Here is a 14,932-nt window from a genome sequence, read left to right as displayed (position 1 = left end):
CCGCTTCTTTTCTGAGCCGCCTGTGTGGCGGTGAACAGCATTCGCTTAAATGCGTTTTCAATTCCATCTTTCTGAGCCGCCTGTGTGGCGGTGAACAGCTCCGTACTGATTGGCTATTGATGATACTATTTCTGAGCCGCCTGTGTGGCGGTGAACGCGTATTGCTTCTTTCGCCGTCTCTCAAGGCTTTTCTGAGCCGCCTGTGTGGCGGTGAACCAAAGCAGCATGTGCCAGTGCGGGCATCCATCTTTCTGAGCCGCCTGTGTGGCGGTGAACAAAATGAATTAAATCAGGTAAAAAAAGCACATTTTCTGAGCCGCCTGTGTGGCGGTGAACGCGGTTTAAACAATGTTGCCACCGACCGTGGCTTTCTGAGCCGCCTGTGTGGCGGTGAACTATTCCCACCGTCATCTTGGTATTTCTCTCTATTTCTGAGCCGCCTGTGTGGCGGTGAACGAGTCGAAACGTGATTAATCATTATCCGAAATTTTCTGAGCCGCCTGTGTGGCGGTGAACGTACTGTATCGCTCCAAAAATTGGCGGCATTTTTTCTGAGCCGCCTGTGTGGCGGTGAACAATCGCTTCAATAACTGTGACAGTGCCATTTTTTTCTGAGCCGCCTGTGTGGCGGTGAACTCGCTTCGGCTGTAGATTACATAGATGTTGCTTTTCTGAGCCGCCTGTGTGGCGGTGAACATGCAGAGAAGTCTATTAAGATCACGCCTGTTTTTCTGAGCCGCCTGTGTGGCGGTGAACGCTAGATGCCTAGGCATGAGCTACATGCCTAGTTTCTGAGCCGCCTGTGTGGCGGTGAACTCACAGGGGGCGTGGGGCCAGTTCCCTTATATTTCTCTGAGCCGCCTGTGTGGCGGTGAACGAAGCAACTTGGACGCTAAAGTTCGTGATTTATTTCTGAGCCGCCTGTGTGGCGGTGAACGTATTCTGAAACCCGATTAAACTCTTTGTTAATTTCTGAGCCGCCTGTGTGGCGGTGAACAACAGTATTTGATTGGCTGCTTACGACTAAGTTTTCTGAGCCGCCTGTGTGGCGGTGAACACATGGGTCACAGTAGAGCGCAACGTTGACGTTTTCTGAGCCGCCTGTGTGGCGGTGAACTAATGAATCCATATCGTCAGGTGAGACTTTTATTTCTGAGCCGCCTGTGTGGCGGTGAACAGTTTATAATTATTTTCAAATTGATTTTCTCATTTCTGAGCCGCCTGTGTGGCGGTGAACATATAACCATTTTGATAAACGCCATTACAGACTTTCTGAGCCGCCTGTGTGGCGGTGAACATTCTAATGGTTCTGTTGCGATGATCACAAATTTTCTGAGCCGCCTGTGTGGCGGTGAACGCGGTTAGCTAATGCAATGTATTTATCTGAATTTTCTGAGCCGCCTGTGTGGCGGTGAACGCGCTCTAACTGTGCATGCTCGTCCTTCGATATTTCTGAGCCGCCTGTGTGGCGGTGAACATAAATCAATATTGGCAAGCAATGGCACAATTTTTCTGAGCCGCCTGTGTGGCGGTGAACGGTGACTACATTCAAAGCCTAAAACTCGGTGATTTCTGAGCCGCCTGTGTGGCGGTGAACATGTCTGCGCCAAAGTCAAAGGCTTTTCCATTTTTCTGAGCCGCCTGTGTGGCGGTGAACATCCTGTAGATGCTTGTCGAGGTCGCCCTGTTTTTCTGAGCCGCCTGTGTGGCGGTGAACCAACTTACAATCAGCGTTCAGTTAATGACCATTTTCTGAGCCGCCTGTGTGGCGGTGAACAATAAAAGTTTATAACAAAAATAAGTTACAACAAGCCGTTAAGTAAAAAATAGCTATTTTACCTTGTTTACAACGACCAATTGTAACTCATTGATTTATTAGTTAGTTTTTAAAGAGCAAAAAATAAAAGGTTTTTTGGCTTAAAATCAACCGCTAAACCATGGCACTGCAGCTTGCTGCGCTGCTGAGCGCCTACTTAACCCATAACATGTAAAAAGTGCTTTGTTATCAGTTGGCTCAGTTGTTTTCTGGCACTCTATAAACAACAAAAACTTGCTTCGCTCAGCGGGGCTTAACATACTGTCAGTCGACAAGCTCCGCAAATTGATAAAGGGCAATTTAGATTGTTGCTTTAAGTTATCAATCGATGTCAGCAAGCGGGCTTTTACTTCTTCAACTTCAAAGCCATTTTTTGCTGCAATGGTTTGCGCCCGAGCATCTACCTCTTGTCGCAGTTTGTCTGGTGATTTAAACCGCCAACGCTTGAAGTACGCATATTCTGTCACATTACTTGGTACAGTTTTTATGGCTTTAATATGCACATAGTCAGATAAACGTGATAGCCATTGTGTAACTTTTAAGTTCGCTAGTTGCTGTTCAGAGTCAGCCAGTAACCTAAGTTTATTGCCCAGTGGAAACTGCTTATCTCCATACTGAGGGAACGACACCGCAATGACAGAGTCTTGCTCAGCAACTTTATGCTCCACCAGCAACAAATGAATTTGTTGATATACCTTGTGCCATAAAAAGCCCAAATTAGCTTCAGCGTCTGGCAGCAAGGTAATGTCTAAATAGTAATTCATACAGCCACCTTATTTGTCGCTTTCTCCAAACACACCACCACGCACTAGGGTTGCCATCACATAATGCTCATGTTCAGTGGCTTGCAGCTGTTCACCTCTGGCCCATACATCAAAAAAGGTATAAAAATCTTGTTTTTCAGCGGGAGTTCTATAGGCCTTGCCTCGGTTGGTTACGGCACCATAAGGTTCAATGGCAATTGGCCCTGCACTGGCTTCTGGGTCGGTAAATTCAGGATACCAAGTATCAATGGTGCGCAGCGCATTACCCAGCTTTTGCGAGTGCATGGCAGCAATATCTTGCACTTGATAAAGTATTTTGCTTTTTTCACCTTTACCTTTATCGAGTACCAGCTCTTCACTAGGGTAAACCTCTTGTGCGCGGCCAACTTGGGCATAACAGTTTATATCCAACATTAAAAAGTCATCGTCACTGCTCAATGCTTGCGCAATCAAAGTGGCCAGCTCGTCAATTTTGTCATCTTGATGATCAAAATGTTTGGTGCTGTATTGCGTTGCATCGAAGATCCAGGTTTTTTCAACTTGGTTGTTTTTAGCCGTCACTTGTACTTCTATTTGCTCAGCACCCACTCGGTTACGCCATAAAAACCGAGCATTAGCTAAATTAATGGCATAGCGGCGTGCCAATTCAGTAAACTGGTGCGTTTCAATATAAGCACGTGCCGCATTGCGGTAACTTTGTTTAAATAAATCATTATTACAAGCCGCAGGCTCTGTAATGCCGCCCAATACTTTGATGGTAAATTGCAGGTTTAAGGTGTCTTGCTCTGGTGTTAATGCACAAGCATCAACGCGTTGTAGGTTGGCTTTTTCAACCTCTGCATTGAGTTTCGCTGGATCGCCTTTAATGGCGGCTTTTAAACGGTTTGAAATTGTACCGCGCACCGATTTTTCATTTAATTTAAGCGGTTGTTGGTCTTTGCTGCGCAGCTCCCACGTTGTGCCGTACATATGCCCATCACTGGTTACTAATTTTTTCTCAAATGCCAATACTGATGCGGTGTTTTCTTTTTTAGCCATGTTGATTGTCCTTTTCTTTAATTTTCAAATTCAGTGTTATTCAAATTCATTCCCTGAGTCACATGGCTCAGGTGTTGCAAATTGACTTTGCTGACAAAGGTAATAGTCATCTTGGGTGTAATAACGCCACAACAACGCTTCTACCGAATCAACGCGGTGCGGCATTTTAAATTCACCCAATGTCACTAAGCTCTCTGCAAAGCGATGTAGTGTATCTGGGTCTCGTTGATTTTTGGCCGGCGCTAAATCACTAATGCCATAAAAGCCGGTTGCAATGGGCACAATCCAACCCGTAGAACTGCCATTCACTTGTTTGCTGTGTCTAAACCATTGCACCTTATCTGTGTTGTCAGTGTCGTTGCTTTCACAGCTATAATGTATCGATGTAAAATCAATCAGCGCTTGCAGCGCATCTTGCCCTTCGTTCATTGCATCAATCATTAAATCACGACGCTCTATTAGGGCATACCCTGGCATAAGGTGCCTTTGCAGCTTTTTTAACTCGCTATCATCGCCTTGGGTTACATTCATGCAAATAGGTGTGTTAAAGCGTTTAATATCACCGCTGGCTATTTTCATTTTGCTGTGCAAAAGGTGAGTGACTTGCTCAATCAAAAGCGTACGCTCATCAACGCTTACATTGTCAAATTCAATCACTAAACTTACATCAAGATGGCAGCGGGCTTCTTCAATAAAGGCTGATCTTGCTCCGGTTTTATCCAACGGATTGCCAGTGCCCACTATTGAGTGAACGTAATCGTTCTCTCCTTTGTAAGTTTGCAAATCAATATCGTGGCTTATAACCCCCACCGCATTAAATAACACCCCAATTTGCTGGTTATTTAACTGGCGTTGCAAGGCATGCACGGCACCTAACCATGCAGTCATCGCAGGAAAGCCTATGGTAAACGGACTAGATAGCGCGTTGGCGTTATGCACTTGTATATGCGGTATAACTAGCAGCTTTTTTACTTCTCCTATCATCTTAAAAACTCCTTGTTATCTCGTACCAATTGTTTCATATGCTGATGCTCTGCATAGCTGAACTTAATCGCTTTACTACCTAGCGTTTTTTCATAGCCATGAAATATAAAGCTGACGATGGCATCACAAATTTCATCAAGCCAGCTGTCTGTTGCAAAGCGCTCTTGCGTAAACTCGCTGCATAGCCATATACGCTGTGCTTTTGATAAGCCACTGCTGGTTGCCACATATTGCTGTAAAGCTACTTCTCTGATGAGGTACATTTTTTCAATTACATAATCAATCATGCTTTGATACAACTCGTCGCGCTTTGCTCTGGTTTGCATATTATTAAAGTGCTCGTTGGGTAAGCGATACAATGCATCAAGCGCTTTGAATTGTGTTTGGCAATGGCGATAGCGCACTACTTGAGTAAAAAAGTTGCTGCTTGGAAAGTGACTATCTCGGCGCTGCAATTTGGGCGGCATACTCATCAACAAATGGGCTTTACCACCATTTTGGTTATTTAGCACGCTGATATTTTGTGGTTTTGTGCCCCCATAACCTATGGTGGTAAGGTTGCTTATCTCACGGTGTGTAGGGTGCCTTAAATTGGCTTTACGCTGCTCTCTGGCCAGCTTTATGTCATCACCAAAACGCATCGTATCTAATTGTTTTCTCATTGCAAATAAAATACCTGACGCGGTTAATAGTGATAGTTGGTGATAACTTACATCTTGACCATTTTTTACCGTAAGCGGGAAGTAAACCTGCTTTATTTTTGAACTGGTTATTGCTTCTTGACTAGGGGCTGTCATGGCTAAAAAGCCATTTTTTAGTGCTTGGTAATCTGAGGCTTGATCCGGGGGAGTGGTTCTAAATAAGCGCTTTGCTAAGTCGCTGTCTTGCTCAAGGTGTTGTAATAAGGTTTGCCCGTCCTCTAGCACTAGGGTTAAAAACTTATACACATCTAGCGCTGCGGCGTTACCTAGAGCATCAGCCACCACGTCTACATTCCCTGAGCGTAAAAAGCCATCATTACTTCGCTCACTTTTGGCGATAATCGAGCTGACATAGCCATTTTTGTTTTTTCGAGCGCTTGGGTGGCTAAAGGTACACGGGTGGGTAGAAATAGAGATCTGCCCTGCTCTTTTTGCAGCATTAGGTAGCCAGTTTTGTAAACTAAATACCGACTCACACTCCATATGCGTTTGTTTTATTTCGTCATCAGACATTGACGCTTTAATGTTTTTTTTAAGCCATGCGGCTTTTCTTTCTGCAAAAAACGCATCAACTGCTTTATCTATCATCATTCCCTCCTAAAGTATTTTGTCACAGCAAGCTTGTGTAATTTTGTTCACTCAACCTCCACCAGTCCAAGTTGGTCGTTATATTCATAGCGTTTGTTTTCATTAAATGGAAAGCTCAGTTCACCATATTTAAGCGATATAATCCGCTGAGTCAGCGGGCTTTGTTCATGTGCGTGGCAATCAGCCAGTTCGGCGCACGCTTGGTCAAAGTCTCTGACTAACCATAGCCGTTGCTGCTGATGCGCACTCAGTGCAATGCGTTTTATGTTAAGTATTTCTTCTCTGTCGATGGCATGGCCTTGTGGGTCTTTTTCACAAAAGCGGCTACGCTGCTGGTATTGATCAAACACCAAATAGGTTTTTATATTGGGTGTGCCTTTTCGAAATGGCGTAAGTGCTTGCGGTAACGCCGTTAAAAACCAGTGATGTTCAAGGTAGCCTTGCAGTGTAGCAGGGCTTCGCACACCAGCGCCTTTTGATGTGTAGTAGGCCACAGCACGCAGCGTTACCACATGCTCAAGTTCCGTTAGGCTTTGTGCTTGCTTTATTGTTGCAACGTATCCAGCATTAATATAATCGGGTTTGCAGATTCGTGCGGTAGCATCCAAACGTTCAGCTACCAGCTTAACATCAATTAGTTGTGTTAAATCGTGACTTTTTAACCGGCAACTTTCTTCAAAACCCGGCTTCACAAAGGCTTTTAGGCCCTTTACATGGGCATTTTTTATGGCTTTGTAGTTGTATTGCAGCAAGGTAATATTGGGACGTTCAACGGCTTCTTTACGATGCCTACGCACGCGCCCTGCAAGTTGAATGATAGAGCGGTATGAAGACGGTTCTATCACCGCCCAATCAAAGTCATGATCTCGCCCTACTTCTTCAACTGGCGTGGCAACCAATATAAAAATAAGGCTCTTTACTTGGTTTTGTTGGCTTGCCACCTTTTTTAAATGCTTACGTATCACTGCATTTTTTAGCGCAATAGGCTGCTCGTTAGTGCCTTCTTTACGTTTTAGCACTTGGTCTAGATGCTGCTCTTGCATCGAGCGCAGTAACAGCGTTTGCTGCGAGTGGTAAGGCATCACCCTAACTTCAATACCTTCGGGCCAATCATAAGCCATTAAAAACTGAGCCAATGCCACACAAGGCTTTATGTTTGCCACACGCACCACCCCAAACGACACATTAAGTTGGGTTATTTCATCTACAAAATAATGGTCGCTGTGTTTTGCTAAAATGCTGTTGGCAATAACACTAAAGTAGGCCGACTGCTTGGTTTGTCCACCTTCATTTTGCAACTGTTCTGGTGATTGCTTTTTATCATATATTGCCTCGCAAAAGCTTATGTCAGCCTTTCTTAGCACGGGTTGTTTTGCTAACTTACCTTGGCGTTTTCGAATAAACTCACTGTGTTTTTCGCGGTACTGCAAAATTGCCTGTTCCACAGTGCTGCCACTATTGGTATCAAGGTGCGTATTAAACTCATCTATCCAAGCGCACCCTATCTTTTTACTGGCACTTCGGGTAGCACAATACAACTGCCAACCATCTCGATATGCTTTAAAGTAGCCCTCTGCCAAAGATGGAGGAATGGTAGCAGAGGAGATCATCACTTTTCGGCCCAGCATACCTGCAAGATGAATAAGCCTACCGATTGCAATTAAATCATTGCCTGTGAAGTCATCCACTTCATCAATTACCAAGTCAGACGACATCAACCGTAAAGACGGTAATATGTATTTTCCGCCGCGCTTTGTCTCAGTCGCGCTAATAATATGGTCAATGGTGCAAGCAAGCACAGGAGCATATAAAAACTTTATATCGCGCTCGCTTTTTAATACGGTAGTGAGGTTTTCTTGTGGAATATCGCATTCAAAATCAATATCTTCGTCTATTAACGGCGCTTCTGACTCCGAGCCGGTATGTTCAAAGTCACTCGCCTTCTCTGCCGTCTTGTTTTTTTGATGTAACTCCATAACCGCTTTGGAGCCTATCACCACGGCTAACTGAGTGTTATCTAATCCCACCCTTTGTGCATACTCATCACCCGTTTGTAAGGTTAGCGTACGCAAACCAAGCGCTAAAATATAACGAAGGCTGTTACTATCTTCGGACAACGCCCTCATTACTTTGGCATTGGCAAATGTTTTACCACATCCAGTGCTTGCCATGTTGAGTGCAAAAAAGCCAAATCTTTTTTGCTCTTGCGTGGGTTGCAAAGCACGCCACTGGTTTATGTGGGCTACAGCTTTATCTTGCCATTTATACACTTTAGGGCTTGGTTTTCTTAAGTTTTCTATATCTGTTGCCAGAGGTAGCTCACTCTCAAAGGCGGGTAATAAGTGCGCCGCTTGGGTGGCATAACGCGCCACCCCAACTAAATGTTCATCAAGCTTTTGTTTTAACTGTTTAGTTGCTCGGTCTGTATTTGCAAACAACCCTGTTTTGTTTTGCCACTTTTTGTCTGCTTGTTGCGAAGAATAGTAGTGGTCGCCCAGCATTAAACACAATCGAGCATGATGCACTAGCACTCTGTAGCAGCCATCTTCCATTGCTTTTACGGCAAGCGCCTCGCAAGCAAGTAAGCTTGACGACCAACGTTTAACTCGGCCAAGCCACGGTTTTGAATTGCTCATTAAGCCATTAGGAAATTCAAAACACTGCCCTAAGCGATTTTCAAACTCCTGTTTGTTATAGTTATTTTCATAGCCCCACTGCTGTGTGATCTTGCCAAGCAAGTCATCAATAGATTCAGCAGTTTCAGATTTATACTCGCTCAGCCCTGTGTGTTTAGGCAAAGGTAAGCGGTGATGAGACACCACCAGCCACGCAACAAGCTTTGCAATGGGCGGTAACTGGACCAATGGCTTGAGCGGGCCTTGTTTGATAGCAGCCTTAATTTTTTGCTCATTGATGTCGCCACAACTTAACGCCCACAACCATGCCTGATCTGATTGCGTGCCTGTTGAGTCAACAAAACCACGCAGTAACAGCAATGAAATCCATTCATGACGTATTGGATCACCTTTATACTGGTTTGGGTTATTTGGCTGTAATTTGTTTTGAAACAGTTCGGTGGCCTTACCCCAATCATGGAGTAATGCAGCAACCCCAACCAACCCTTTGATCAAAGACAAAAAATGCCAATCACTTTCAATTTCACTGTTGAGCAGGTTGCGTCTCGTCCTATTCACTGGCACCACGCCTTCGCTATTAAACTTGTTGCGATTGCCCACGACCCACAGCAGCTGACTTCTAGAGCGTGAGCGTATCCAATGGCAGCTTACCGCAGTGCTGCGGCTAGCGGTTTTACGCAGCATCTTTTTAACTGTAAGTAAGCCGTCTTCGGTGATCAGCGTTTGCCAAGTGTTATCGCCTATGCGATTGGCAAAGGCATCTAATACTCTGCGAGTCTTTTTAAGGGCGTTTTTTTCACACTGAGAGACAAACGTCACCATCATAGGTTGTTTGCCTCGATGTGTTCGTCGGAGTAGGTTTGCAACGCAATTTGTTTTACCGTATCGAACATATAATCGAGTGCTTTATGATCGGTAAATGCTTGTAGTACTTGTTGTCGGAATTCCTGCTCAGTGGCATTTTCTTTTGCGCAAACGAAGGCCCATGGCAGCACCAAGGCATCTTTAATTAAATCGGCTACATCGAATACCAAAGCCCCACGTCGAGTTTTACCATGCATCACAGCAAAACCATGTGGAATACCCAGTACCCACAAACAACTGGCAGCAAGCCCATAAGCTAGGTAATTACCGTGGTTTAAAAAATCATTGGCTTTGTCGGTGCTTTGATGTTGGCGGGTAAAGTCAGCTATGTCTGTGTTATTGGCCGCATATTTATAAAGTACTTTGGTAAGCTGTGCTTCTGTTAGTAGTAGTTCAGACTGCTTAGATGCCTCTTCTGTGCGTTTGCGAAAAGTATTTAGTGCGTTTTGAATGGCATCGTGATTAAAATCGAAACCTTCAGTTTTAAGTTCTCGGTCTTTTTTCCACACTTTTTCGAGATATTGAATACGCGCATTTTGAAATTTTTTTGCCGCGTCTAGCCGCTTTGTATCATCAAACCAAAGCTGTAACCAGCCATGTAGATATTCAGTGGGTCGATATTCACTTTGCGGGGTAAACCATTCTACGTCGCACGCCATATGCAAAGGAGTGCCGCCACCGCCACAAAATCCGACGAGCACCCCAGCCTGTGCCAACATACGCATAGCGGCTTGGGTAATAGATGTACCATTTCCCAGCATTAAAACCGTGGTATTAGCGATGGGAATATTAAAGTACTGGTTTTCGTGTTTTGCTTCAGTAAGATACAGCACGCGGCCATCTTTTTGCATCACTCGACAATGTTCCAAGTAATACATGTTGGCACGTTTTGAGTGCAAAATGGTTTTCAGGTCGGTCGGGCTTAAGTCTTCCATGTTCACCACTGTCCCTATTATTTACATATGGTTAACTTCTAGACTAAACGGCAAATTCGGCAAATACAATTAAAATAGATAAGTTATTTTGTTCTTATTGATATAGCACAATATGTAGCTAGATAAGTAAACGCTACTAGATCCTGACCTGCGTCAGGATGACGACACGCCGTCACCCTGAACTTGTTTCAGGGTCTCATAACAACAAACTAGATTCTGACCTTCGTCAGGATGACGAGCCCAATTTCTGAGGCGCCGGTGTGGCGGTGAACCGACGTACATCGCCCTGAACTAAATAAACCGTCACCCTGAACTTGTTTCAGGGTCCATTTACACGTAACTACACAGCCAACACAAGATCCTGACCTTCGTCAGGATGACTAGCCTCATTTCTGAGCCGCCTGTGTGGCGGTGAACCGACGTACGTCGCCCTGAACTTGTTTCAGGGTCTCATAACAACAAACTAGATCCTGACCTTCGTCAGGATGACGAGCATCATTTCTGAGCCGCCTGTGTGGCGGTGAACCGACGTACGTCACCCTAAACTAAATAAACCGTCGCCCTGAACTTGTTTCAGGGTCTCTTAACAATAAACTGTAACCCCCCTTTACACTTTCCTTCCAACTACTCTAGAGTGCATTACACCAGTGGCAGATACACTTCAGTGCGTAAATCGCATTCGTCTACTTCATGAATAAAGTTTAGATATTCAAAAAACACAGGGTGCTCGCCTAGTGTCTCTTGGCTTTGTGGCAACCACTGCTCATATAAAGCATAAATGGTGTTTTCTAAGGTGTCGTGGCTGCCAAAGTGAGTGACTTTTGCGCAGCGCATAGCGGGAATTTCGCCTACTTTTACACCAAATTCGTTGTCGGGAATAGTGCTATTGTTATGCTGCAGTGAGCCACATATTTTGAACCTAAAAGCTGACTCTTCCATTGTGTTTGGGTCACCATTAGGAATACCAAAAGTGCGGCAATTGGCAATAGGTGATAACTGGCTTTGTCTTCGCCAAGCTACAAATTTACCAGCACTTTCGTACACCCGTTGTGGGTCACCACTATGGGTTAAATATGCGATGGGGGTGTGGGCAAATTCAACTATCGACACTTCTAGCTTATCACTGCTATTGGGCAAGGTTAGTTCATAAACTCGATACCAGTTTGGCCAATCTGGGTTTTGTCTAAACTGACTTGGGGTTTGCGAAAAGGTACGTTTAAATGCGCGAGAGAACGCTTCACTGCTATCAAACTGCGCCTCTAATGCTATGTCGATAATTTTCATATCAAGCTCAAACGCCAATTGAAAAGATGCTCTTTTTAATCTGGCGAGCTGTAAGAACTTAATCACACTTACACCTGTATAAGCTAAAAATACGCGATGAAAATGATATCGAGACAATGCCGCTACCTCACTTAGCTGTGCGAGATCTAACTGGCCATCCAAGTGATGGCTAATATAATCACATACTCTTTTAATACGGCGCTCTAAAGACTCTTTACACACTCTATTTAATCCTTTGCTGTTCTAAAACGCTTAGTATGGTTAGGTAAACTTTAAATGTCTTGATTGAGATTGCTGTCGTACCTCAGCCATCACGATAATTCTTAAAATCAGAATGATAACCCCTAAATATACTAATTTTAATCTTTTCTAAAGAATATAAACTCATTTCATCAGTCACCATTACTGACTTATCAACTTACTTATTGAGGAACGACTATGAACATCATTAATCCACTTGTAAACAACACCCTTTTTGCTAACGCGTCGGTGTTACTGGCTCGCTTTGGTTTATCGGCTATTTTCATTTTGGCAGGCTTAAACAAAATACAATATTTTGATGGCAACGCACAATACATGGCATCAGCGGGCTTACCTTCAGAGTTACTGCCCTTAGTGATTGCTTTTGAACTTATTGGCGGCCTGTTTATTCTCACCGGACTACTGAGCCGTGTAACTGCGCTGGCATTTGCAGGGTTTAGCGTGGTAAGCGCTGTACTATTTCATGCTAACTTGGCGGATCCGATGCAATTTATAATGTTCTTTAAAAATATTGCTATAGCGGGCGGGTTTTTAATGCTAGCAGCTCATGGCGCAGGTCAATGGAGCATTGACCAAGTGCTAGGAAACAAAGTAAGCACTCGCAAACAAACCGCCTGACTTATATCAGCACCTGTGTAGATAGCCCTTATAATGAGGGCTGTACGCACGATTGCAATGGCTGGTAGAGGTAACGCGCAACTTTTAGGGTATCTCGGGTGCGTATACTCATATATGGATTTTTAATTTTAAGCACAGTTCTATCAGATACATGACTCTTCATTAGTGCCTGTGCAATGATAGGATTAGCTAACCAACGTTTTTCAAAACTACCATCTGCTATCGCTTTTTCTAGCCCGTAGGTAAGGCGCTTTCTTAACCTATGATTGTCTTTATTCACAAAAAAATACATGGCGGTGGGATAGCAAAGCACAAAATTGTCTTCTACTACCAACTGTGCTCTATTGGCTATTTCGCCCCACGGTTCATGTAAGGCCCGTGGGAACAGATCAAAACGCTTTTGGGCCAGCATATCATGTAAATGAGAGCTGTCACTGGTAGCAACAACAATGTCGTTTCTTTCGTATATTTTGGTATCGGGCCAATCAATACCACTGCCAAACGAATATTGCTTTAGCTTTTGAGCATTCTGTAGTTTTGCAAAGCTCTGCGTATTGTCTTTGTGGATCAAAAACAACCGTGCGCCCATTAGACCGCGCATAAGCGGAATGTATACAGTACCAAGCTGTTGCTCTCGCTCAATTGAAGTAACACTCCAGTGCACATCTAAAACATTTTTGTTAGCGAGCAAGTCGAGTGTTCTACCTTGAGGCGCCTCATCAAGTGATAATGGGATTAGTTGGAAGTCACCATATTTATGTGCGCTTTTTTCTAATGCTAATTGCAATACTGATAAATAGTACGCTTGCTTTGGGTCGTACACGCTCTGTGCAATGTTATAACGCACGGTGTCAGTAGCGTTCGCCAACGAGCAAAAAACGCCTGTTAAAACATAACTTAATAAAGTGAGGTAACGCACCAAGTTCCCTTATCTGAATCACTAATTTTTATGCTTAATGCATATTGACGCAACTGTACCTTGAAATCCAAATGATCTCTACCCTAACCCTCGATACAGATCTCAATAGGTCTTTCTCAATTTTGGGATCTGTCTCATTTTTAGTCCCATTTTTGGGATTAAAAATAATAGAAACAAAATAACATTAAACATTTCAATATCTTAACATTTGGCACACTCTCTGCAATTAACTCTACAACACCCGTATTTTTATTCTGTAGGAGCTTAAGTGGACATTGCAGTATCTGAACAAAAGGCCACGCCTATTCGTAAGTATGTTACAGCTTGCATCACCATGGCCATCATATTTATTGGTGCATATCAGCTTTGGCAGTTTAGCCGTGCTGAGCTTACGCTAAATGCCAATTCTTTAGTCATTAGCCAAGTACAAAGAGGAGACTTTACCGTTACTGTGCGAGGTAATGGCGTATTGGTACCTGAAAAAGTGCAATGGCTATCGGCCAGTGGCGATGCCAAGGTTGACGCACTGCTATACAAACCAGGCCAACAAGTACGCCAAGGTGATGAAATTGTACGCCTGACTAATCCGCGGTTAGAGCAAGAGCTTAGTGAAGCCGAGTGGGAACTCTCAGCATTAGAAGCCGAACACAAAGCCAGCGACTTAGCAGAGCAGGCTGCAATCGCAAAACAGCGCTCAGATATACTTAACGCCCAAATGGCATTAACGGGCGCTGAGCACGAATACCAAGCACACCAAGAGTTAATCGCCACAGGTGCGGTGTCTAAGCTTGATTTTCAGCGTGCTAAAATTGCGCTTGAGCAAGCACAGCAAGCCTTGCGCTCTGCCAAAGTTCAACTGGCTGAATCAATCAAAAGCTTGCAAGCGCAGCAACATGCCCGCTTTGCGAGACTCAATCAGTTAAAAAACCGTGTGTCTCGCATTCAAACACAGGTGAACGACCTCACCGTACGCGCTTCAATCGATAGCATTATTTTAGCGCTTCCCATTGAAGTAGGTCAGCATGTGAGTATGGGCAGTAACATTGCCAAGCTTGCTAACCAAAACGCGTTAATTGCTGAACTACAAATTCCCGAAATTCAAATTCAACAAATCGCCGTGGGCCAAAAGGTCACCATTGATACACAAAACAATGAGGTGCTTGGCCGTGTTACCCGCATAGATCCAGAGGTTGTGCAGGGCAATGTTCAAGTTGATGTTGCCTTTTCCCAAGCACTACCAAGTGATGCACGTCCAGCACTGAGCGTTAATGGAGAGATCACCATTGCGCAACTAAGCGACACCTTATATGTGTCACGCCCACTGTTTTCTCAAAGCCAGACTCAATCCAGTGTTTACAAGCTCAGTTCAGATGGTTTAATGGCTGAGCGCACAGCAGTAAAGCTGGGTTTAGGGTCTGTCAGTTATGTACAAATCATTCAAGGCCTGCAAGAGGGTGATCAGGTTATTACCTCTGATCCAAGCCGCTTTGAAAGTTACACCCAATTTAGAATCAATTAGGAAAA

At 44.1% G+C, this 14,932-nt stretch carries 10 protein-coding genes and 1 CRISPR repeat array (1 of these 11 only partly in view); of the genes, 2 read left to right on the top strand and 8 right to left on the bottom strand.

The genetic code is table 11. The annotated features are described in order from the left end of the window. Positions 1 to 1,777: a CRISPR direct-repeat array (repeat unit 28 nt; unit sequence TTTCTGAGCCGCCTGTGTGGCGGTGAAC) (it extends 112 nt beyond the left edge of the window). A gap of 146 nt (positions 1,778 to 1,923) precedes the next feature. The 7 genes from cas6f to HG263_RS07800 all read right to left on the bottom strand — a co-directional run bounded on the left by cas6f (position 1,924) and on the right by HG263_RS07800 (position 11,832). Continuing rightward, entirely contained in the window at positions 1,924 to 2,580 is a 657-nt protein-coding gene (gene cas6f / locus HG263_RS07830; RefSeq protein ID WP_171625515.1) for a type I-F CRISPR-associated endoribonuclease Cas6/Csy4, read from the bottom strand. A 9-nt stretch (positions 2,581 to 2,589) separates the two neighbouring features. Beyond that, positions 2,590 to 3,618: a type I-F CRISPR-associated protein Csy3 gene (csy3, locus tag HG263_RS07825; RefSeq protein WP_171625514.1), complete on the bottom strand. Its 1,029-nt coding sequence runs from the start codon at positions 3,616 to 3,618 to the stop codon at positions 2,590 to 2,592. A gap of 36 nt (positions 3,619 to 3,654) precedes the next feature. After that, positions 3,655 to 4,602: a type I-F CRISPR-associated protein Csy2 gene (gene csy2, locus HG263_RS07820; RefSeq protein WP_171625513.1), complete on the bottom strand. Its 948-nt coding sequence runs from the start codon at positions 4,600 to 4,602 to the stop codon at positions 3,655 to 3,657. After that, entirely contained in the window at positions 4,599 to 5,891 is a 1,293-nt protein-coding gene (gene csy1, locus HG263_RS07815; RefSeq protein WP_171625512.1) for a type I-F CRISPR-associated protein Csy1, read from the bottom strand. The genes csy2 and csy1 overlap by 4 nt, the downstream gene beginning before the upstream one ends. A gap of 47 nt (positions 5,892 to 5,938) precedes the next feature. After that, positions 5,939 to 9,352 (bottom strand): type I-F CRISPR-associated helicase Cas3f, encoded by a 3,414-nt coding sequence (gene cas3f, locus HG263_RS07810; protein WP_171625511.1) that lies wholly within the window; start codon positions 9,350 to 9,352, stop codon positions 5,939 to 5,941. Continuing rightward, positions 9,349 to 10,326 carry a type I-F CRISPR-associated endonuclease Cas1f gene (gene cas1f / locus HG263_RS07805; protein WP_171625510.1) on the bottom strand — a complete coding sequence of 326 codons (978 nt, stop codon included), beginning with the start codon at positions 10,324 to 10,326 and terminating at the stop codon, positions 9,349 to 9,351. Before cas1f ends, cas3f begins: the two co-directional genes overlap by 4 nt. 639 nt (positions 10,327 to 10,965) lie before the next feature. Continuing rightward, positions 10,966 to 11,832 (bottom strand): GyrI-like domain-containing protein, encoded by an 867-nt coding sequence (locus tag HG263_RS07800; RefSeq protein ID WP_171625509.1) that lies wholly within the window; start codon positions 11,830 to 11,832, stop codon positions 10,966 to 10,968. Positions 11,833 to 12,048: 216 nt separating this feature from the next. Here HG263_RS07800 and HG263_RS07795 point away from each other — a divergent pair, with 216 nt between their 5' ends. Continuing rightward, on the top strand, positions 12,049 to 12,489 hold the full coding sequence (locus HG263_RS07795) for a DoxX family protein (protein ID WP_171625508.1): 441 nt from the start codon (positions 12,049 to 12,051) through the stop codon (positions 12,487 to 12,489). A gap of 28 nt (positions 12,490 to 12,517) precedes the next feature. On the opposite strand, the gene HG263_RS07790 is transcribed toward HG263_RS07795, so the two are convergent. Continuing rightward, positions 12,518 to 13,408 carry a transporter substrate-binding domain-containing protein gene (locus HG263_RS07790; protein WP_171625507.1) on the bottom strand — a complete coding sequence of 297 codons (891 nt, stop codon included), beginning with the start codon at positions 13,406 to 13,408 and terminating at the stop codon, positions 12,518 to 12,520. A gap of 268 nt (positions 13,409 to 13,676) precedes the next feature. Here HG263_RS07790 and HG263_RS07785 point away from each other — a divergent pair, with 268 nt between their 5' ends. Beyond that, entirely contained in the window at positions 13,677 to 14,927 is a 1,251-nt protein-coding gene (locus HG263_RS07785) for an efflux RND transporter periplasmic adaptor subunit (RefSeq protein WP_171625506.1), read from the top strand. Positions 14,928 to 14,932 lie beyond the last annotated feature (5 nt).

Source organism: Pseudoalteromonas caenipelagi (assembly GCF_013140855.1).
Classification (GTDB): Bacteria; Pseudomonadota; Gammaproteobacteria; order Enterobacterales; family Alteromonadaceae; genus Pseudoalteromonas; species Pseudoalteromonas caenipelagi.
The sequence above is the reverse complement of the archived record's forward strand: the minus strand, read 5'-3'. Positions and strand labels throughout refer to the sequence as shown.

Excerpts from the sequence above, each read along its gene's own strand:
- cas6f (WP_171625515.1), bottom strand. The coding sequence starts at position 2,580 with ATGAATTACTATTTAGACATTACCTTGCTGCCAGACGCTGAAGCTAAT.
- csy3 (WP_171625514.1), bottom strand. The coding sequence starts at position 3,618 with ATGGCTAAAAAAGAAAACACCGCATCAGTATTGGCATTTGAGAAAAAA.
- csy2 (WP_171625513.1), bottom strand. The coding sequence starts at position 4,602 with ATGATAGGAGAAGTAAAAAAGCTGCTAGTTATACCGCATATACAAGTG.
- csy1 (WP_171625512.1), bottom strand. The coding sequence starts at position 5,891 with ATGATAGATAAAGCAGTTGATGCGTTTTTTGCAGAAAGAAAAGCCGCA.
- cas3f (WP_171625511.1), bottom strand. The coding sequence starts at position 9,352 with ATGATGGTGACGTTTGTCTCTCAGTGTGAAAAAAACGCCCTTAAAAAG.
- cas1f (WP_171625510.1), bottom strand. The coding sequence starts at position 10,326 with ATGGAAGACTTAAGCCCGACCGACCTGAAAACCATTTTGCACTCAAAA.
- HG263_RS07795 (WP_171625508.1), top strand. The coding sequence starts at position 12,049 with ATGAACATCATTAATCCACTTGTAAACAACACCCTTTTTGCTAACGCG.